Origin of the sequence: Microbacterium sp. M, from assembly GCF_045181065.1 — a bacterium.
In the GTDB taxonomy this organism is placed as follows: Bacteria; Actinomycetota; Actinomycetes; order Actinomycetales; family Microbacteriaceae; genus Microbacterium.
Map to the genome: position 1 here is coordinate 3,839,920 of NZ_CP173721.1, position 19,911 is coordinate 3,859,830.

Annotated in this window: 20 protein-coding genes; 9 read left to right on the forward strand and 11 right to left on the reverse strand. The window is 68.7% G+C overall.

All coding sequences use genetic code 11. The features are described from left to right. Positions 1–14 precede the first annotated feature (14 nt). From mnhG to ACI7YT_RS18700, 6 genes are read right to left on the reverse strand one after another with little or no spacing between them, the layout of a single operon-like run. Positions 15–404 carry a monovalent cation/H(+) antiporter subunit G gene (gene mnhG / locus ACI7YT_RS18675; protein ID WP_406247743.1) on the reverse strand — a complete coding sequence of 130 codons (390 nt, stop codon included), beginning with the start codon at positions 402–404 and terminating at the stop codon, positions 15–17. Beyond that, positions 401–670: a monovalent cation/H+ antiporter complex subunit F gene (locus ACI7YT_RS18680; protein ID WP_406247745.1), complete on the reverse strand. Its 270-nt coding sequence runs from the start codon at positions 668–670 to the stop codon at positions 401–403. The genes mnhG and ACI7YT_RS18680 overlap by 4 nt, the downstream gene beginning before the upstream one ends. Then, a complete protein-coding gene (locus tag ACI7YT_RS18685; RefSeq protein WP_406247747.1) occupies positions 667–1,263 on the reverse strand; it encodes a Na+/H+ antiporter subunit E in 597 nt (198 codons plus the stop codon). Before ACI7YT_RS18685 ends, ACI7YT_RS18680 begins: the two co-directional genes overlap by 4 nt. Beyond that, positions 1,260–2,813 carry a Na+/H+ antiporter subunit D gene (locus ACI7YT_RS18690; RefSeq protein ID WP_406247748.1) on the reverse strand — a complete coding sequence of 518 codons (1,554 nt, stop codon included), beginning with the start codon at positions 2,811–2,813 and terminating at the stop codon, positions 1,260–1,262. Before ACI7YT_RS18690 ends, ACI7YT_RS18685 begins: the two co-directional genes overlap by 4 nt. Then, entirely contained in the window at positions 2,810–3,349 is a 540-nt protein-coding gene (locus tag ACI7YT_RS18695; RefSeq protein WP_406247750.1) for a Na(+)/H(+) antiporter subunit C, read from the reverse strand. Before ACI7YT_RS18695 ends, ACI7YT_RS18690 begins: the two co-directional genes overlap by 4 nt. Then, positions 3,349–6,279, reverse strand: a complete 2,931-nt coding sequence (locus ACI7YT_RS18700) for a Na+/H+ antiporter subunit A (RefSeq protein WP_406247751.1) — start codon at positions 6,277–6,279, stop codon at positions 3,349–3,351. The genes ACI7YT_RS18695 and ACI7YT_RS18700 overlap by 1 nt, the downstream gene beginning before the upstream one ends. 113 nt (positions 6,280–6,392) lie before the next feature. Between ACI7YT_RS18700 and ACI7YT_RS18705 the strand changes: the two genes are divergently transcribed. Then, on the forward strand, positions 6,393–6,794 hold the full coding sequence (locus ACI7YT_RS18705) for a phage holin family protein (RefSeq protein WP_406247753.1): 402 nt from the start codon (positions 6,393–6,395) through the stop codon (positions 6,792–6,794). 4 nt (positions 6,795–6,798) lie between these two features. On the opposite strand, the gene ACI7YT_RS18710 is transcribed toward ACI7YT_RS18705, so the two are convergent. Next, positions 6,799–8,109 (reverse strand): hypothetical protein, encoded by a 1,311-nt coding sequence (locus ACI7YT_RS18710; RefSeq protein WP_406247755.1) that lies wholly within the window; start codon positions 8,107–8,109, stop codon positions 6,799–6,801. Further along, entirely contained in the window at positions 8,106–8,435 is a 330-nt protein-coding gene (locus ACI7YT_RS18715) for a hypothetical protein (protein WP_406247757.1), read from the reverse strand. The genes ACI7YT_RS18710 and ACI7YT_RS18715 overlap by 4 nt, the downstream gene beginning before the upstream one ends. Positions 8,436–8,491: 56 nt before the next feature. On the opposite strand from ACI7YT_RS18715, the gene ACI7YT_RS18720 reads away from it, so the two are divergent. Together ACI7YT_RS18720 and purB are read left to right on the forward strand one after the other, a co-directional pair. Next, positions 8,492–9,016: a low molecular weight protein-tyrosine-phosphatase gene (locus ACI7YT_RS18720; protein WP_406247759.1), complete on the forward strand. Its 525-nt coding sequence runs from the start codon at positions 8,492–8,494 to the stop codon at positions 9,014–9,016. After that, entirely contained in the window at positions 9,016–10,413 is a 1,398-nt protein-coding gene (gene purB, locus ACI7YT_RS18725) for an adenylosuccinate lyase (protein ID WP_406250626.1), read from the forward strand. Before ACI7YT_RS18720 ends, purB begins: the two co-directional genes overlap by 1 nt. A gap of 345 nt (positions 10,414–10,758) precedes the next feature. On the opposite strand, the gene ACI7YT_RS18730 is transcribed toward purB, so the two are convergent. Both ACI7YT_RS18730 and ACI7YT_RS18735 read right to left on the reverse strand, forming a co-directional pair. After that, on the reverse strand, positions 10,759–11,100 hold the full coding sequence (locus tag ACI7YT_RS18730) for a hypothetical protein (RefSeq protein WP_406247760.1): 342 nt from the start codon (positions 11,098–11,100) through the stop codon (positions 10,759–10,761). Beyond that, positions 11,097–11,729, reverse strand: a complete 633-nt coding sequence (locus ACI7YT_RS18735) for an acyl-CoA synthetase (protein WP_406247761.1) — start codon at positions 11,727–11,729, stop codon at positions 11,097–11,099. The genes ACI7YT_RS18730 and ACI7YT_RS18735 overlap by 4 nt, the downstream gene beginning before the upstream one ends. 302 nt (positions 11,730–12,031) lie before the next feature. Between ACI7YT_RS18735 and ACI7YT_RS18740 the strand changes: the two genes are divergently transcribed. The 6 genes from ACI7YT_RS18740 to ACI7YT_RS18765 all read left to right on the forward strand — a co-directional run bounded on the left by ACI7YT_RS18740 (position 12,032) and on the right by ACI7YT_RS18765 (position 19,026). Next, the gene (locus ACI7YT_RS18740; RefSeq protein WP_406247762.1) at positions 12,032–12,940 is read left to right on the forward strand and encodes a hypothetical protein; all 909 of its coding nucleotides are present in this window, start codon (positions 12,032–12,034) and stop codon (positions 12,938–12,940) included. Positions 12,941–13,080: 140 nt separating this feature from the next. Then, complete coding sequence (locus ACI7YT_RS18745) at positions 13,081–14,196, forward strand: LacI family DNA-binding transcriptional regulator (RefSeq protein ID WP_406247764.1); 1,116 nt, start codon at positions 13,081–13,083, stop codon at positions 14,194–14,196. Beyond that, the gene (locus ACI7YT_RS18750) at positions 14,183–15,808 is read left to right on the forward strand and encodes an FAD-dependent oxidoreductase (RefSeq protein WP_406247766.1); all 1,626 of its coding nucleotides are present in this window, start codon (positions 14,183–14,185) and stop codon (positions 15,806–15,808) included. The genes ACI7YT_RS18745 and ACI7YT_RS18750 overlap by 14 nt, the downstream gene beginning before the upstream one ends. 34 nt (positions 15,809–15,842) lie before the next feature. After that, positions 15,843–17,153 (forward strand): ABC transporter substrate-binding protein, encoded by a 1,311-nt coding sequence (locus ACI7YT_RS18755; RefSeq protein WP_406247767.1) that lies wholly within the window; start codon positions 15,843–15,845, stop codon positions 17,151–17,153. Between the two features lie 6 nt (positions 17,154–17,159). Continuing rightward, entirely contained in the window at positions 17,160–18,104 is a 945-nt protein-coding gene (locus ACI7YT_RS18760) for a carbohydrate ABC transporter permease (protein WP_406247769.1), read from the forward strand. Beyond that, positions 18,094–19,026 carry a carbohydrate ABC transporter permease gene (locus tag ACI7YT_RS18765; protein WP_406247771.1) on the forward strand — a complete coding sequence of 311 codons (933 nt, stop codon included), beginning with the start codon at positions 18,094–18,096 and terminating at the stop codon, positions 19,024–19,026. The genes ACI7YT_RS18760 and ACI7YT_RS18765 overlap by 11 nt, the downstream gene beginning before the upstream one ends. Positions 19,027–19,036: 10 nt before the next feature. Here the strand turns inward: ACI7YT_RS18765 and ACI7YT_RS18770 are convergent, their stop codons facing one another. Beyond that, positions 19,037–19,873 (reverse strand): sulfurtransferase, encoded by an 837-nt coding sequence (locus ACI7YT_RS18770; RefSeq protein ID WP_406247773.1) that lies wholly within the window; start codon positions 19,871–19,873, stop codon positions 19,037–19,039. Positions 19,874–19,911: the final 38 nt, after the last annotated feature.

Here is a 19,911-nt window from a genome sequence, read left to right on the forward strand (position 1 = left end):
CCGGTCTCCTCTGCTCAGCCCGCGCCGGGCGGGGTCTGCTTGGAATCCGCCAGCTCGTCGACGACGAGGTGGCGCTGGTCGGTCGTCCCGTTGCGATACGCCTGCCGTCCGACCATGTGCGCCGAGAGCGGGGCGGTGGCGAACTGCATCAGCACCACCGGGGCCACCAGCGCGGCACCGATGAGGATTCCGCCGATCGACCGCTGCGACAGCGCGATCGCGATGCAGATCAGCAGCAGCCCGAGCACCTGCGGCTTCGTCGCCGCGTGCAGCCGTGAAGGCACGTCGCGGAAGTGCAGCAGCCCGACCGCCGCAGACAGGCACAGCAGCGCGCCGCCCAGGATCAGGATGAGCACGGCCCAGTCGACGACGACGTCGGGGATCTCGAGACCGAAGACGTTCATGGGGTCGTGTTGTCCCTTCTCGCCACGTACCGCGCGACCGAGATGGAGCCGAACACTCCGACCGCGGCGATGATGAGCAGCACCGGGATGCTGCGGGTGTGCCCGTTGATCGCCATCTCGGCGCCGAGCACGCACATCACCTCGGTGAGCAGCACGTCGGAGGCCACGGCCCTGTCGAGGATCGACGGCCCTCGGACGATCCGGATGACCGTCAGGATCGCGGCGACGCCGAAGACCACCATGATCGCCATCAGCAGGATGTTCATCGCAGACCTCCCGCCCGTCCGTCGTGCGCGGCGAGCGCTCGCTCGTCGTCCTTGAGTGCACGGTACTGCGCCGGGCTTCCCAGCGCGCGCACGATGCGCCGCTCCCAGCGCAGCACCTGCTCGCGCTGCTGGTCGACGTCGGCGGCGCTGCGCACGCCGATCACGTGCAGGTAGAGGATGCGGCGATCACGATCCGCCTCGACGATGAGCGAGCCGGGGATGAGGGACGACGTCACCGCGACGTGCGTCATCACGAGGTCGTCCGCGTACCTCAACGGAACCGCCATGATCGCCGCGCCCGGCTGGTGACGGAAGTCGAACACCTGGACGGTCACGCTGAGCGCGCCGCGGAGAACGGCGAACAGGAACTGCGCGAGGAACAGCGCCGCGTACCAGAGGTTGATCCGTCCGCTGAGCTCGACCGTCGGCAGGCGGAACACGCGCGTGACGAAGATGGCGACGACGAGTCCCGTGACGAACGAGAGCACGGTGAACTGCGCCCACAGCAGCATCCAGAGCACGACCAGCCACGCGAGGAACGGCAGCTGGAGCATGACCGCCTGGAACAGGCCGCGGCGCGTGTCGGGCGTCACGGGGCCACCTCCTCTTCCAGCTGCACGAGGCTCACCGGCTGCAGCAGCGCGTCGCCGATGCGGTCGCACAGCGCGTACAGTGGCCCGGCGAACACGGTCAGTGCGACGGTGACCGCCACCATGCCGCCGGTCGCGATCGTCATGATCTTCGGGATGCGCCGGCGCTCCTGCTGCTCGTCGGCGGCCGGGGCGTTGCCGAGGTACGAGATGCGCCCTTCGGTCTCGCTGGAGTCCTCCTCCTCGCGCCAGAACGCGAGGTTCCAGGCGCGCATCAGCGCGTACAGCGTCAACAGGGAGGTGATGATGCCGCCGAAGATGAGCACCATCATGATCGGCGTGCCCACGGACGCTGCGGCCTCGAACAGCGCGAACTTGCCGATGAAGCCCGAGAACGGGGGCAGGCCGCCGAGGTTGATCGCCGGTACGAAGTACAGCACGGCCAGGACGGGTGCCGCCTTCATGAGGCCCTTCACCCGCAGGATGCTGGTGCTGCCCGCTCTTCGCTCGATGAGCCCCACCGCGAGGAACAGCGTGGTCTGCACGACGATGTGGTGGACGATGTAGTAGACCGTGGCGCCCACGGCTGCCGGTGACACGATCGCGAGGCCGAAGATCATGTAGCCGACGTGGCTCACCAGCGTGAACGACAGGATCCTCTTCAGTTCCGCCTGCGCCACGGCGCCGAGCACCCCGACGATCATGGTCGCGAACGCCACGATCAGCAGGAGCGTGTCGATACTGTTCTCGGCGAACAGCTGCGTCTCGGTGCGGATCAGCGCGTAGACGCCGACCTTGGTCAGCAGGCCGGCGAACACCGCCGTCACCGGCGCCGGCGCGGTCGGGTACGAGTCGGGCAGCCAGAACGAGACGGGGAAGACCGCCGCCTTGATCCCGAACGCGACGACGAGGAGCAGATGCAGCACGAGCTGCGTCTCCTGCGGGAGTTCGGTCATCCGCTCGGCGATCTGCGCCATGTTCACCGTGCCGAGGGCGCCGTAGATCATGGCGATCGCTGCGAGGAACAGGATCGACGACACCAGCGACACGACGATGTAGACGGCGCCGGTGCGGATGCGGGACTCGGTGCTGCCGAGCGTGATCAGCACGTAGGAAGCGACCAGGAGTATCTCGAACCCGACGTACAGGTTGAACAGGTCACCGGCGATGAACGCGTTGAAGATGCCGGCGGCGAGGATCAGATACGACGGGTTGAAGATCGAGATCGGAGTCTCGTCGGTGCCGTCCGCTGCGCCCTGGCCGATCGAGAAGAGCAGCACGGCGACCAGGACGATGCTCGACACCAGCACGAGAAGCGCCGCGAGCCGATCGACGTAGAGGATGATGCCGAACGGCACCGGCCATCCGCCGACCGAGACGGCGAGCGGCTCGCCGCCGTCGACCACGACGAGGAGGATGGCGGCGATCACGGCCACCGCGGCGAGGGTCGCCGCCGTGACGAAGATCTGCAGTCGCGGACTGCGCCCGAACACGAGCGTGACGGCGGCGCCGAGCAGAGGCAGGGCGACGAGGAGAGGGACGAGGGCGCTCATGGGCGGTCCTCCTCGTCGTCATCGGGCCTGCGGGCCCCGTACGGGGAGTCCACGGGTGCGTCGTCGTGGATCGACGGATGGTCGCGCGCGTGCAGGACCGTGATGGGCGCGGTCTGCAGGCCGACGAAGTCCGTCGTCGCCTCCTCGTCCTCGACGTCGCCCTCGTCGTCGAGGACGTCCTCGTCGGCATCCGTGCGCTCGCGCAGAGCGAGGTCGGCCTCGTCGTCCTCGAGTGTGTCGGCCTGACCCAGCTGCCAGGAGCGGTAGATCAGAGCGAGCAGGAACGCCGACACGGCGAAGGTGATCACGATCGCGGTGAGGGTGAGCGCCTGCGGCAGCGGATCGCTCACGTCGGTCTCGCCGTAGAACGGCGCGTTGCCCGGAACGCCCATGACGATCAGCAGCAGCAGGTTCGTCGCGTTGCCCAGCAGCAGGAAGCCGATGAGCACGCGGGTCAGGCTGCGCTCGAGCATCGCGTAGACGCCGCACGCGAACAGCACCGCCATGACGAGGATCAGGGTCAGCGAGACGTCCATCAGACGTTCACCCCCCGCGCGCGCATGTCGAGCGCCTGCTTGTCGACCTCGGCGCCGAGGCTGCGCAGCACATCGAGCACCAGTCCGATGACGACGAGGTACACGCCGATGTCGAAGATCGTCGACGTGACGAACTCGACATGGCCGATGAGCGGGATCTCCCACTCCCAGAACGAGCTCGTCAACGGCGACAGCCCGAAGAACAGCGGAATGACCGCCGTGCCGACCGCGACGATGAGTCCGGCACCCAGCAGGCGACCGGCATCCGTCGGCGCGGCGGCGCCCAGCTCCCAGCGTCCGCCGGCGATGTAGCGCATGACGAGAGCCATGCCGGCGACGAGACCGCCGGCGAATCCGCCCCCTGGGCTGTTGTGCCCGGCGAACAGCAGATAGATCGACACGACGATGATCGTGTGGAACAGGATGCGGACGATCACCTCGAGCAGGATCGACCGGTTCTCCGGCTTCATCTTCTGCCCGCCGATGAGCCATGCGCGTGGCGCGCTGCGGTTCTCGGCGGTCTGGAACCGCACGCCGTCCGTGGTCTCCACGAGCGGGTTGAGGCGGGCCTTGCGGCGCGTCGACCTCGGCAGCGTGCGCGTGGCGGCCAGCAGGTCGGCGCGGTGCGTGACGAACACGAGCGAGGCGACGCCCGTGGCGGCGAGCACGAGCACGGAGAGCTCGCCCATGGTGTCCCAGCCGCGGAGGTCCACGAGGGCGACGTTGACGACGTTCTTGCCGTGGCCGAGGTCGTACGCGAGGTCGGGGAAGATGATCGAGATCGGGTCGGCCACCCGCGATTGCGTCGCCACGATCGCGATGAGCGCCATGGTGACGCCGACCGCGATGCCGAGGATCGCGCGGGGGACGCGTCCGACCGATGCGTTGTGCTCGCCCATCCGCGCCGGCAGACGCCGGAGCACGAGCGCGAACGTGACCATGGTCACGGTCTCGACGAGGATCTGCGTGAGTGCGAGATCGGGCGCCCCGCTGGTCGCGAACAGCACGACCATGCCCAGGCCCGTCACCGACACCAGCACGACGCCGGTGTAGCGCTTGCGCGCCCGGACCGCGACGATGCCCGCGGCCGCCATGATCGGCGCGACGACGACCTGGGTCGGAGTGTGCCAGGCCGACAGATTGAGCTGGTCGACGTCGGCGGCGAGCAGCGCCGTGATCTCGGCCACGACGAGGACGATGAAGATCGTGCCGACATAGACGGGCAGCGAACCGCGTTGCGTGAGCGAGGTGGTGAAGACGGACAGCCGGTCGACGCTGCGGGTGACGAGGTAGTACGCGTCGGATGCCGTGAACGGAAGGATCCGCGGCTTGCGATCCCACCCCGTGCTCCTGGACAACAGGAAGACGCCGGATCCCAGGAGGATCGACAGGACCGAGATGGCGAGTGCGGGTTCGAACCCGTGCCAGAGCGCGAGATGACCAGGGCCCTCGCCGCCGAGACCCTCAGAGGCGGTGATCGCATATCCGTGCAGGGCGATATCGACCGCAGGGGCGCCGATGCCGACCGCGAGAGTGGTGCCGGCGAGGATGATGGGCGCCGACAGGAACCCCACCGGGGGGTCGGGCCACGGTGTGTCCGGCATCCGATCGCCCTGCGCGTCGCGCTTGGTCCAGAAGGCTCCCCACAGGAATCGGATGCCGTAGGCCGCCGTGAGTACGGCCCCGAGCGAGACTCCGATGATCGCCACGATGCCCCAGGCGGATCCGGCGAGCGCGTCGTCGAGCAGGGCGGTGAGGGCGGATTCCTTCGCGACGAAGCCGATGGTCGGCACGACGCCGACCATCGACGCGATCGAGATGAACGCGGCAGTGGCCATCACCGGCGCCTGCCGGCCGACACCGGAGAGCTCGGTGATGTCTCGAGTGGAGAGCTGCCGGTCGATCACGCCGACGATGAGGAACAGCGCCGACTTGAACAGCGCGTGCGCGATGACGAGGGCGAGCCCGGCGAGGGCCGCGGCCTGAGTGCCGTAACCGATGACGACACTGAGGAAGCCGAGCTGGCTGACCGTGCCGAACGCGAGGATGCGCTTGAGGTCGGTCTCGCGCAGCGCCTGGAAGCCGCCGAGCAGCATCGTGAAGACGCCGAGCGAGATGACGATCGGGCGCCACGGCTCACTGAGCGCGAAGATCGGCGCGAAGCGCGCGATGAGGTAGATGCCGGCCTTCACCATGGCCGCGGCGTGCAGATATGCGCTGACGGGAGTGGGCGCCGCCATGGCGCCAGGGAGCCAGAAGTGGAACGGGAAGATCGCCGACTTGCTCAGCGCACCGATGAGCAGCATCACGATCGCGGCGTTCACCATCGGCCCGGTGGGAGGCGCGGCGAGCATGGCCGAGATGCTGGACGTTCCGGCATCCACCACCAGCAGCACGACCCCGACGAACATGACGAGCCCGCCGAGGGTCGTCACCAGCAGCGCCTGCAGAGCGGCACGACGGCTGGCCGCACGACCGCGGTAGTGGCCGATGAGCAGGTACGACAGGATGCTGGTGAGCTCCCAGAACATCACGAGCATGACGAGATCGTCGGTCAGCACCAGGCCGTACATGGCACCGGCGAAACCGAGCAGGACGGCGGCGAACTGGCCGAGTCCGGCGGCGCTGTCGTGGAAGTACCACCGGCAGTACAGCAGCACGAGCGCCCCGACACCGGTGACGATGAGCGTCATGACCCAGCCGAGCGCATCCATGCGCATCGACAGGTTCAGGCCGAGCTGAGGGATCCACGCGATCGACTCGAACGGCGTCGTGTCGGGGTCGAGCACCTGCGGGGTGAGGACGAGCGCGTGGACGAACGCCGCCGCCGGAACGAGCGCGGCGATCGCGAAGGCCTGTGCACCGAGCCACCGCACGAGTGCGGGAAGGACGAGGGACGAGAAGAGGAAGACCGCGAGGAGCGTCAGCATAGGCGGCTCCTCAATGGCTCGTCGGCCTCAGGGCTCAGGCGGGCAGGTCCGTGTCAGTTTACCGGGCGGAACCGTGGCGGGTCCTCGGTTTCGCATGCAAGACTGGTCGGATCATGCGCTTCGTCGTCAAGGTCGTCATCAACGCCTTCGCATTCTGGGTGGCGGCGCTGATCCCTGCCCTGGACATCACGGTGACGCCGTTCCCGCCGGGCGGAGACCTGCAGATGGTGCTCACCCTGCTGCTGGTGGGCGCCCTGTTCGCCGTCGTGAACACGATCGTCGGCACGATCGTGAAGATCATCGCGTTCCCGCTGTACATCCTGACCTTCGGGCTCATCGGCTTCGTGATCAACGGCTTCCTGCTCTGGCTGACCGCCTGGATCACGACCGGGTTCGGGTGGGGCGTCTCGGTCGGCAACTTCTGGTGGGTGATCGTCGCGGCCATCGTGATCTCGATCATCAATGCGATCTTCGGATTCATCTTGCGTCCGCAGAAGAAGCGCAGCCGCGCCTGAGGGATCATTCGGCCCACCCCGTGCGATCGGCGACGTATTCGGTCGACTCGATGGTGGTGGCTGCGGCCAGTTCTCTGAGCCGGTCGCGACAGGCATCGAGGCGCGGGTCCCCTGACGCGTCGGCGAGCTCGGCGGTCTCGACGTAGGTGTCCACCATGTGCGGCTCGAGGATCAGATCTCGGAGGCTCATCTCCGGGTCGCCCTCGCGCTGGATGACGACACTGTCCGCGGATCCTGTGCCGCCCTGCGAGCCGCCGCCGGCGAGCGCGTTCACGACGTCGTCGGTGTGGCGCAGCTGGATGAGCAGCTGGTCGTCCCGCAGCGTCGGCTGCACCGGGCTGCCGGCCGTCACCACCATCTGCACGTCGAACTCATCACCCGTCGCGAGGTAGGACGCCACCATGGCCCCCTGCGAGTGCGCGAACACGTCGACGACGTCGCCCTGCTGGGCGCCCGCCTGATGAAGCGCGTCGATCGTCGCCTGGTACGAGGCTGAGACCTGGCCGGTGTACAGCTCGGCGTTCGACTTCGTGTCCCAAGGCTCCCCCGCACCGTAGAGTCCGGATTGCGTGCCCTTGATGTATGCGACGTAGCGCGAGCCGCCGTCTTCGAAGGTGTACTTCTCGACCTTCACCTGGGCATCCTCCGCGGTGGGGAACCGCCGCATCCCGTCCGCGATCGACGCCGGGGCCGCGGCCGGGAGCGTCGTGAACACGGGGGCGACCTTCACCGGGTCCGGCCGACCGTCCAGCTTCGCCTTCGCAGAGAGGGTGCCGAACACGGTCGAGCTCCCGAGCATCGCGGCGATCGATGTGATCGCCCCGAAGTTCATGCCCGTCACCGTCGTCGCGATGTCGAACTGGCTGTCCAGGCCCTCGTACCGCCCGTCCTCCCACAGCTTCGCCAGGTTGTCCGCCATGGGTCCGAGGCGCTCGTCGGAGGCCTCGAGATCCATGATGTCCGGGAGGAGCGCCTCGGCGGCCGCCTCGTCCGTCAGCAGGAGAGCCTCGTACTCGGTGCGCAGCTCGACGAGTTCGTACGCGTCGGCCATGAGCAGCGTGCCGGTGACGACTTCGTCGATCCGGACGCGCATGGCCGCGAGGCGATCGCCGACGGCCCAGAGCTCGACGGAGTTCACCTCGTTCGTGAGGCCCGCGGTGCCGGTGATGTACCGATGGGCGGTGTGGACGGCATCCGCGGCCTCGCCGATGCGGACGCCGATCGGGCCGAGTCGGAACGCGACGTCGCGCAGCGTCTCGGTGTCGACGGCGATCGCGCCGCCGTAGGTGATCTGCAGGTCGTCGTCGTCGCTCACCTCGCCGCCTCCAGTTCCCACAGCCGCATGCGCAGCGACGATTCGCCCGCCGCACCCTCGACACTCATGCTCTCGATGGTCTCGTGCAGCTTGCGCACGCCCTTCGCCTGCCAGTCGGTGTCCGCGACGAGCGGAGCGAGCGCGACGCCGGCCTGCTCGAGGGCCTCGATGGCATCGTTGACGAAGCGGCGTGCGGCATACCAGCCCCAGATCTGGTCGGGGGCCCAGTCGCCTGCGATCTCGGTGGAGTACATGACGCCCAGATTGCCGCCGGTCGCCCCCGTCCCGTGGGACGGATTCGCGCCGTCCACGGCATACGGGGACAAATCGCCGAGAAATCCGATCTGTGCAGGAGCAGTCGCGCGGCGGCAGAATGGAATCCATGACCGACCCGGAACCATTCCGCGTCATCTTCGTGTGCACTGGCAACATCTGCCGCTCCCCGATGGCCGAAGTGGTGTTCCGCGACCTCGCCGATCGGCAGGGGCTCGGGTCTCGGATCCTGTCGACCAGCGCCGGAACCGGAGACTGGCACCTCGGCGAACGCGCCGACCACCGCACGCTCGCCGCCCTCGAGCGCCGCGGCTACGACGGTTCGCGGCACCGCGCGAAGCAGTTCACCGCGGCATCCTTCCGGGAGAACGACCTCGTCGTCGCCCTCGATCGCACGCACGAGCGCAACCTGCGCGAGTGGGCGCACGACGAGGACGAAGAGGGCAAGGTCACCTTGCTTCTCTCGTTCGATCCGGCAGCGGAGGTCACGGACGTCCCCGATCCCTACTATGCGGGCCCGGATATGTTCGATGCCGTGCTCGGTATGATTGAGACGTCGACCCGGGGCCTGTTCCGCCAGCTCGAGCCGGCCCTGCGCCAGCCCGCACGACGCCCCGCACTCGAGGGGCCCTGATCAGGAGGACTCCCCTGACTTCGCACGCCCCGCTCCCCGCCCAGCCGCTCAGCCCTCTCGACGGACGCTACGCCGCCGCCGTCGCCGGTCTCGGCGACTTCCTCTCCGAGGCGGGCCTGAACCGCGCCCGCGTCGAGGTCGAGGTCGAGTGGCTGATCGCCCTCACCGACCGCTCGCTGTTCGAGACCTCGCCGCTGTCGGATGCCGACAAGGAGCGCCTGCGCGCCCTGTACCGTGACTTCGGCCAGGCGGAGATCGACTGGCTGGCCGAGAAGGAAGCCGTCACCCAGCACGACGTCAAGGCGATCGAGTACCTGGTGCGCGACCGCCTGTCGACGCTCGGACTCGACGCCATCGCCGAGCTCACGCACTTCGCGTGCACGAGCGAGGACATCAACTCCGCCTCCTACGCGCTCACCGTCAAGCGCGCCGTGCTCGGCGTGTGGCTGCCGGCGCTGGACGGCGTGATCGCGAAGCTGCGCGAGCTCGCCGTCGAGCACGCGGACGCCCCGATGCTGTCCCGCACGCACGGTCAGCCGGCGACGCCGTCCACCATGGGCAAGGAGCTCGCGGTGTTCGCGTGGCGCCTGGAGCGGGTGCGCGGCCAGATCGCGGCATCCGAATTCCTGGCGAAGTTCTCCGGCGCGACCGGCACCTGGTCGGCGCACATCTCCGCCGAACCTGATGCGGACTGGCCCGAGATCTCGCGCGCGTTCATCGAGTCGCTCGGCATCGACTTCAACATCCTCACCACCCAGATCGAGTCGCACGACTGGCAGGTCGAGCTGTACGACCGCGTGCGTCACGCCGGTGGCATCCTGCACAACCTCGCCACCGACGTCTGGACCTACATCTCGCTGGGCTACTTCGCGCAGATCCCGGTCGCCGGAGCCACCGGCTCGTCGACGATGCCGCACAAGATCAACCCGATCCGGTTCGAGAACGCGGAGGCCAACCTCGAGATCTCCGGAGGGCTGCTGGCGACGCTCGGACAGACGCTGGTCACCTCGCGCCTGCAGCGCGACCTCACCGATTCGACGACGCAGCGCAACATCGGCGTCGCGTTCGGGCACTCGCTGCTCGCGCTGGACAACCTGCGCCGCGGCCTCAACGCCATCTCGCTGCGCCGCGACGTGCTGCTGCACGACCTCGACAGCAACTGGGAGGTGCTCGCGGAGGCGATCCAGACCGTCATCCGCGCCGAGGTCGTCGCCGGTCGTTCCACGATCAAGGATCCGTACGCGCTGCTCAAGGAGCTCACCCGCGGCAATCGCGTGGGGGCTGCGGACCTGGCGGCCTTCGTCGAGGGCCTGGAGATCGGGGATGCCGCGAAGCAGCGCCTGCTCGCATTGACGCCGGCGACGTACACGGGCATCGCGGAGCAGCTCGCGAAGTAGTCGTCCGGCACGGGATCCCGGCGGGCAGGTGACACGTGTGGTCGCGTCACGGCGGGCGACGCGACTATTCGCGCCACCTCCCGCGCGGTCAGCGCACTCCGCCCCTCGCGAGGGGTCGCAAATCGCCGCCTCAACGCCCGGGACGCGACTATTCGCGTCACCTCCCGGCGGTCAGATCCGCTGAGCATCCGGACGCGCACCCGAAACGCGGTGCGGTCACGTTTCGGGCGACCTCAGCATCCGTGAACCCGCCCAACGGACCGTCGGTCACGACTGCGGTCGTCAGCGCACGCGGCATCCCACACGAAGAGTGACCGAACTGAGCCGATCCGGGCTGTTCCGCGCTCAGGCCTTGTCGGGCGCTTCGTCCCCGGCATCCGGCTCGTCGTCGTACAGGACCGGCCGATCGACCTCTTCGTCCTTGTACTGGGCCGGGTCGACGGCGAGCATCAGCATTGCGATCCCGAGCAGCGTCACGATGAAGGCGCCGCCCCCGACGACGAGACCGAGCGCCACAGGGCTCAGCCCTTCGTAGGTGCCGTTCGCGATCGCGAGGTTGACGCGGGACGTGAAGGCGCCGGTCGAGACCAGGGTCACGGCCGCTGCGAAGATCCCGGCGGCCGCGGCGATGCCGAGCAGGTGCAGCGGGCGCAGCAGTTCGCGGCGGGTGGGCTTGTCGTCGGTCATGCCGCACCTCCGGAGAGCGGGGCCGCGTCAGCGGCGGGAGTCTGGGGATCGCGTGACGGGGTGAACCCGGCGATGCCGAGGAACACCGCGACCAGGGCGGCGTAGCCGCCCAGCATCCCGACGCCGAGGATGATGCCGGTCAGCTGGAAGGTACCAGCCTCGTCGACCGTGTAGTCGGACGAGAATCCGGCCGGGATGAGCAGCAGAGCGACGGCGAGCAGGATGCCGAGCCCGCCGATGAGCAGCTGGTCACGCGCCAGCGGGTCGGCTTCACGGCGCCCGCGAAGGCCGACGATGATCTCGACGACTCCGGACAGCAGCGCCCACGAGATCACGATGATGAAGAACATGTCCTCGGTGCGCAGCAGCGGAATGCCGGCGACCATGCCCGCCAGCCCGTCGATCACGGCGAGCAGGACGTACGGCCAGCGCTTCCCTGGTTCGGCGACCAGCCAGGCTCCGAGCACGAGGACGAATCCGGTCACGATCGCGAAGCCGCTGAACACGGCCAGGCCCACCGCGGCGGAGTGGTCGGAGGTGAACGTCACCATCAGTGCCGCGATCGCCGCGAACGCCGCGCGCAGCAGCTGGATGTGTCGCACCGTGAAGGTGCGGGCGGGGGCAGACATGACTGATCCTCGGTCCTGATGGTGGTCCGTCCCAGTCTACCGGCGCGGAGGCGGGCCGCTGGCGGGGCGGTCGCCGGGACGACGTCGGAGTCCGACGGCCGTCCCCAGGCGACCGTCGGACTCCACGCGTACGCAGTTCGGGGGCTTCTCTGCGCCGGCCTGCTCCATCTGCGATCGGGCTCCTGCTCGCAGACGGATCGACCCATCGACCTGGACTTTCGTCTAGAGCCCCTCGACGAAAGAACCTGGTCGTATGCTCGAATCTACGAGAACACCGTTCACATACCTGGGGGAGGTCTGTGATGGCAGAGGATGACCTGCATCGCACGGTTGAGAACGGCTTCGCCGAAGCGCTGCGCGATGCCGTCCTCGCGCGCGGCGTGACACTGGCCTGGCTCAACAAGCGACTGCGCGAGAACGGCAATGCGGTCTCGATGGCCACGCTCAGCTACTGGCGCTCCGGGGCCCGCCGCCCCGAAGGCGCGCAGTCGCTGGCCGCGATCACCGACATCGAAGAGCTGCTGCGACTCGACACTGGAGCCCTTTCGAGCCTGGTCGGCCCGTCGCAGCGCGTGGGCCCGGTCGGTCCGCCCGCCTTCCCTCTCCACGAGGGTGTGCTCGAGGATGCCGTCACCGAGGTCTTCCGGGCGCTCGGCGCCCCGCAGTTCGATCTGGCTCGCGATGTGAGCACGCACTCGGTCACCGATGTCGACGTGGACGGCAACGTCATCTCGCGCACGACGAGGACGCTGCTCCAGTCGATGTCCGGCCTGCTCACGCATGTGCCGTACGTCGACATCACCCCAGGCATCCGTACGCCGGCGCCGCTCTTCCGAGCCGTGGGCGGTGGGCGGATCACGGCCCGCCATTCGCACCCCTCCGGCGAGGTGCACGGCTTCTCGCTCGAACTGGACCAGCCGGTCGACAGCGCCCAGATGACGATGATCGAGTGGGCGCTCGACGTGCCGCCGGGGTATCCGCCCGTCCGGGAGACGGGGCACGGCGTCGCCCGCCAGGCCCGCGACGTCGTACTGTGGACCCGCTTCCACCCCGACGCGCTGCCGGACTGGATCGATGAGGTCGAGGAGACGCCTGACGGCATCACGACCACTCCCGTCACGATCGCCGGCGGCTCCAGCGTGCTGCAGGTGCGCCGCCGGTTCGGCCCAGGAATGCTGGTGCTGCGCTGGGGCTACGGCGAGCGGCCGTGACCCGTCGCGTGTAATCCGCATTATGCGGATGCCTTCGAGCACGCACGGCACGCAAATAATGCGCATTATCACCTTGACCGGCTCCCGTGGTCCGCCGCAGACTTCAACACGTCACCCGACACCCCGATCAAGGAGGATCGATGCCGCGCCACCGCTTCACGCAGGCCGACGTCGCCGCGATGGCAGGCGTGAGCCAGTCGACCGTGAGCTTCGTGCTCAACGGCAGCGCACCGGCCGGCGTCCGCATCTCGGAGGAGACCAGGGCGCGCGTCCTCGACGCGATCCGCATCACCGGCTACTCCGCGAATCCGGTTGCGCAGCGCCTGGCCGGCGGCCGCAATCAGATCCTCGGCGTGTTCACCTACGAGAAGACGTTTCCCCGGGGCGGACACGACTTCTACGGAGCGTTCCTCAACGGCATCGAGCACGCCGCCGAGAAGCTCGGCGTCGACATGCTGCTGTTCACCTCCGCCAGGGTCGTCGACGGTCAGCGCCGGCTCGCCCGCGACGGCTGGCAGCGCCTCGGCATCGCCGACGGCTGCCTGCTGCTGGGTCAGCAGGAGGACCGCGGCGAACTGCAGCACCTGCTCGACACCAACTACCCGTTCGTGTTCATCGGCAAGCGCGAGAGCGAGGGGCACACCCTGCCCTACATCGGCGCCGACTACATCACGGCCACCGCCCGCCAGGTCGAACGACTCGTCGAGGCCGGCCATCAGCGCATCGGCTACGCAGGTCCCCAGTCCACCGATCAGCCGACGCTCGACCGCGTCGAGGGCTACCGCAGGGCGATGCGGTCGAACGGACTCGCACTGCGCTTCGTCGACGTGCACGACATCGCCGAAGGTGCCACCGAGATCGTCGATCAGCGGCTCACCGCCATCCTCGTCGCACCCGAGAACGACCCCGAAGAGCTCGCCGATGAGCTCGAGGCGCGAGGACTCGCCGTGCCGCGCGACGTCTCGATGCTGGTTCTCGGCCAGCCCCACCACCCGCGCCATCGTGGCCGTCGCTGGTCCGGCTTCGCGGTTCCGCGCGAGGAGATGGGTGCCCGCGCCGTCGTCCTGCTGTCGCGGATCATCGACCAGGAGGCGCCGGGCACGCGTGCTCCCATCGGCCGGATGCCGAAGGCACCCGCCCTCGACGATGACGACTACCACCAGCTCCTGCACTGCCCCGACGTCGACGGCGACACGCTCGCCGCGGCATCCGGAACCACGAACGAAACCGAAGGATCCATCCGTGACCACGCGTGAATTCACCACCGACATCCTCATCGTCGGAGCCGGTCTCGGCGGCGTCGCCGCCGCGCTGGCCGCCGCCGACCGAGGAGCCCGCGTCATCCTCACCGAGGAGTATCCGTGGATCGGCGGCCAGCTGACGTCCCAGGCGGTGCCGCCCGACGAGCACGCCTGGGTCGAGGAGTTCGGCGTCACGGCCCGGTACCGCGCCCTGCGCGACGGCATCCGGGATGTCTACCGTCGGCGGTATCCGCTGGTGGATGCCGCGCGCGAGCGCCCTGCTCTCAACCCCGGCGCCGGGTGGGTGTCGAAGCTCTGCCACGAGCCGCGCATCGCGCTCGGCGTGCTGGAGGAGATGCTCGCCCCGCACCGGTCGACCGGACGCATCCGCCTGCTGGAGCGCACCCGGCCGATCGCGGCGACCGTCGACGGCGACCGCGTGACGAGCGTGACCCTGGAGTCGCTGACCGGCGGCGACGTCGTGACCGTGCGCGCCGACTACGTGCTCGACGCGACCGAGACCGGAGAACTGCTCCCCCTCACCGGGACCGAGTACGTGACGGGCTTCGAGTCGCGGGCCGAGACGGGCGAGCCCAGCGCTCCCGAGTCCACCCAGCCGGACAACATCCAGGCCATCAGCGTGTGCTTCGTCGTCGAGCACATCGACGGCGACCACACGATCGAACGCCCCGCCGACTACGACTTCTGGCGCGACTACACCCCGTCGGCCTGGCAGGGTGAGCGGATGCTGTCGTGGACGGCACCGAACCCGCGCACGCTCGAGCTGAGCACGCGCATCTTCGACCCGAACTCCGGTGACGACGTGCTGGCGGTGAACGCCGATCAGTCCCGGGCCGCGGGCGATCACGACCTGTGGAAGTTCCGCCGCATCGCCGCACGGAAGATGTTCGCCGACGGCTTCTACGAGAGCGACCTGTGCCTGGTGAACTGGCCGAGCATCGACTACTTCGAGCATCCGGTGCTCGACGTCCCGCGCGATGTCGAACTCGAGCGCTACCAGGCAGCGCGGCAGCTGAGCCTGTCGATGCTGTACTGGATGCAGACCGAAGCGCCGCGGCCCGACGGCGGCTTCGGGTTCCCCGGCCTGCGCCTCCGCCCGGACGTCATGGGCTCGGACGACGGCCTCGCCCAAGCGCCGTACCACCGGGAGTCGCGGCGCATCCGCGCCCTCACGACCGTCACCGAGCACGACGTCTCCTACGCCCTCCGCGGGGACGCTGGGGCCACCCGCTACGAGGAGTCGATCGGGGTCGGGATGTACCGGATCGACCTGCACCCGTCCACGGGTGGCGACACCTACATCGACGTGGCCTCGACGCCCTTCGAGATCCCGCTCGGAGCGCTGATCCCGCAGCGGATGACGAACCTGCTGGCCGCGAACAAGAACATCGGCACGACGCACATCACCAACGGCTGCTACCGGCTGCACCCGGTGGAGTGGAACATCGGGGAGGCCGCAGGCCATCTCGCCGCCTACTGCCTCGCCTCCGGGACGAGCCCGCACGAGGTCCACGCCGACGCCACGCACCTGGGCGCCTACCAGGCCGAGCTCGACGCCACCGGCGTCGAGAGGCACTGGCCCGAAGGACGCGTCCACGCGTATTGATCACCCACCGCACCACACACAGTTAGGAGCAAGCATGAGTGTCACCCCCACGCCGCGTCGTCGCGGCTTCCTGGCCACGGGCGCCGGCATCGCCGCCGTCGCTCTCACCCTCGCCGGCTGCAGCGGAACCCCCACTGCCGAACCCGAGACCCCGGATGAGCCGGTGTCGCTGCGCATGACCGTCTGGACAGCGGACGAGACGCAGCTGGCCCTGTTCCAGGAGATCGCCGACGCCTACGTCGAGGAGAACCCGGAGCTCGTCTCGGAGATCACGTTCGAGCCGATTCCGTTCGAGGACTACACGACGACCCTCACCACACAGCTCGCGGGCGGGAACGCCCCTGATCTCGCCTGGATCCTGGAGAGCTACGCTCCCGAATTCGTCGAAAGCGGCGCCCTCGTCGACATCGCGCCGACTCTCGAGGAGACCGAGGGGTACGAGTACGACGACCTGCTCGAGTCGTCGCTGGCGCTGTGGCAGAAGGACGACGGCCTGTTCGCGTACCCATTCTCCAACAGCCCGTTCGCGATCTTCGTCAACACGGACCAGATCGCCGCCGCAGGACAGCCGAATCCGGCCGATCTCGTGGCATCGGACGAGTGGACGTTCGACAAGGCCCGTGAGATCTCGGCGGCGGCAGCCACGGCATCCGGCAAGGAGGGCCTCGTCGTCCGCGACTTCGACTACAAGGCCTGGGAGAACCTGGCCACGATCTGGAACGGCTGGGATGCCGCGCCGTGGAGCGAGGACGGCGCGCAGTGCACGTTCGCCGACCCGGCGATGGTGGATGCGATGACCTGGATCCACGACGCGGTCTTCACCGACGCCGCGATGCCCGAGCCGGGCGTCACCGCCGACTTCTTCGCCGGGGATGCCGCGATGACCATCACGCAGATCAGCCGCGCCTCGGCGATCGACGACTCGTTCGCCTGGGACATCCTGCCGCTGCCGGCCGGCCCAGAAGGCAAGCAGAACGTGATCGGACAGGCCGGGATCGGGGTCTTCGCCAATGCGGAGAATCCGACGGTCGCCGCCGACTTCCTGGCGTACTTCACGAACCCGGAGAACGCCGAGAAGCTCGCGGCGTACTTCCCGCCGCCGCGCGAATCGCTGTTGAACGCCGAGACGATGGGTGCCGCCAACCCGAAGCTCAGCGAGGAGCAGCTGCAGGCGGTCGTGATCGAGGGAATCCAGGATGCCGTGACCAAGCCGACGCACGTCAACTTCGCGAAGCTGCAGGACACCGTCCGCGCCGAGCTCGACGCGCTGTGGACGGCCGACGCCGATGTCGAATCGGTGCTGACGGCGACCTGCGACGCGATCACACCGCTGCTGGAGGGCTGAGACCGCATGGCTTCCACCGCCGCCGTCGTGGCGGCCGAGACCGCGGAGCGGAGGGGACCCGGTCCCCGCCGTTCCGCGGCCACGCGCGGAGACTGGATCGTCGGGTACACGATGGTCGCTCCCGTCGTCCTCGGCGCCCTCGCCTTCGTGATCGCCCCGCTCGTCGCCGTCGTCTGGTTCTCGCTGCACGACTGGAACGTGCTGGCCAACACGTTCGTGTTCGCCGGTGCCGACAACTACGAGCGGATGCTGGCCGACGAGGGCCTGCACGATTCGCTGCTGGCGAGCCTGTGGTTCTCGATCGGCCTCGTCGTCGTCAACATCACGCTCGCCCTGTTCCTGGCCGTGCTGCTGAACCAGAAGCTGCCGGGGACGACGACCTTCCGCACGTTCTTCTTCTCCCCCGTCGTCGTCTCGCTGGTCGCGTGGACGATCGTGTGGAGCTTCCTCCTGCAGGCGGACGGCGGCATCAACGGGTTCCTGTCTCTCATCGGCATCCAGGGCCCGAACTGGCTGCGCGGCGACGTGACGGCCATGATCTCGGTGATCATCGTGCAGGTCTTCAAGAACGTCGGGCTCAACATGATCCTGTTCCTCGCCGCTCTCCAGGGAGTGCCGGAGGACATCAACGAAGCCGCGCGCATCGACGGCGCAGGCGCGTGGCGCCGGTTCCGGTCGATCACACTGCCGATGATCAGCCCGACACTGCTGCTCGTGTCGATCCTGACGATCGTCGGCTCCCTCGAGGTGTTCGCGCAGATCGACGTGCTCACCGGCGGCGGCCCGGGCAACTCGACGACCGTGCTCGTGTACTACCTGTACCAGCAGGCGTTCCGCTTCAACGACTTCGGCTACGCCAGCGCCATCGCGGTGCTGCTGTTCGCGATCGTCCTCATCCTGACGCTGATCCAGTGGCAGACCCGAAAGAGGTGGGTGTTCCATGAGAACTGATGTGCTTCCCGCACCGGACGCGGTGGACACGCACGCGGTCGTGACCGGCGGCCGCTCGGGCGGGCGTCCCCGACCCAGCGCCGCGAAGACGAAGCGGCGCTGGGCCTCGGTCGGGCTCGTGACCCTCATGGCCGTGCTCAGCATCCCGTTCGTCTTCCCGACGTGGTGGATGGCGACGTCCAGCCTCAAGCCGATCAGCGAGATCCTGTCGAAGGTGCCGACGCTGTGGCCGCAGAATCCGACGTTCGAGGCGTACGGCGAGGTGTTCCGGCTGCAGCCGTTCGCGCAGCAGTACTGGAACAGTCTCTACATCGCGGCCCTCGTCACGATCGGCACCATGCTCGTCGCGGCGATGGCGGGGTACGCGTTCGCCCGCATCCGCTTCCCCGGCGCGAACGCGCTTTTCCTCGTGGTGCTGGTCGGTCTGCTCGTCCCGAGCGAGGTGACGATCGTGCCCCTGTTCCGCTTCGTGAACGCCCTCGGCCTGATGAACACGCACTGGCCGCTCATCGTGATCCCCATCTTCGGGGCGCCGGCCGTGCTGGCGGTGTTCATCATGCGCCAGTTCTTCCTCGGGCTGCCCGGAGAGCTCGAGGAGGCGGGGCGCATGGACGGCCTCGGGCGCTGGGGAATCTTCTGGCGGATCGCGTTCCCGCTGTCGCGGTCGGCGCTCGCGGCCGTGGCGATCTTCACGTTCCTGAAGTCGTGGAACCTCTACCTCGAGCCGATCGTGTACCTCTCCAGCAAGGACAACTTCACGCTGCCGCAGGCGCTGACGCAGTACGTGGACGCCTACGGCGGGCCGATGTGGAACGTGCAGCTCGCCGCGACGACGCTCACCGTGGTGCCGGTGCTGCTGGTGTTCCTGATCGCGCAGAAACAGTTCGTGCAGGGCCTGGCGAACACCGGGCTGAAGGGCTGAGGGAGTCAGGTCAACCGGGCTGCGGGCCCGTGGCGACGGGGCGGCCGGGGGTGTTCGACCACTGGCTCCAGGATCCGTGGAAGATCTTCGCGTCGATGCCGGCCTCGGCGAGCATCAGCGCGGTGTGCGCGGCGGTGATGCCGGAACCGCAGTAGGCGGCAACAGGCGTCTCGGCAGTCACGCCGATGGCGGCGAGGTTCGCGCGGATCTCGTCGGCGCTGCGCACCGTGCCGTCCTCGGTCAGATGCGCCTTGGTCGGCAGGTTGATCGCGCCGGGGACGTGCCCGGCGATCGGGTCGTACGGCTCGGTCTCGCCGCGGTAGCGCTCGGGAGCGCGGACATCGAGTAGGACTCCGGATGCCGGGAACACCGCGACTTCGTCGATCGTGAGACTCCCGCCGCCGATGTCGGTCAGCGTCACCGTGCCGGGCTCGGGCGTGACCGCGCCGGACTCGACCGGAAGGCCGGTCGCGCGCCAGGCCGGCCATCCGCCGTCCAGGACGCGCACGTCGACACCACCCTGTCGGAGGAGCCACCACGCGCGGGCGGCGGCAAGACCGCCGTGATCGTCGTACACGATCACCGCGTCGCCGTCGTCGAGGCCCCATCGGCGCGCGGCATCCTGGACCGTCGCGGTATCGGGGAGCGGATGGCGTCCCTCATCGGGGCGGCCGTGGCGCGACAGCTCGGTCTCGAGGTCGGCGTACACGGCACCGGGGACGTGGGCCTCGAGGTAGTCCGGGTAGCCGTCCGGTCCGCCGAGGCGCCACCGCACGTCGAGGATCCGCAGGCGCGGTTCTCGATCGATCAGGTCGGACAGCTCGGCGACGCTCACGAGGTGGGACATGGTCCCAGCGTATGACGGCGACGCGCCCCGTTCGCTCC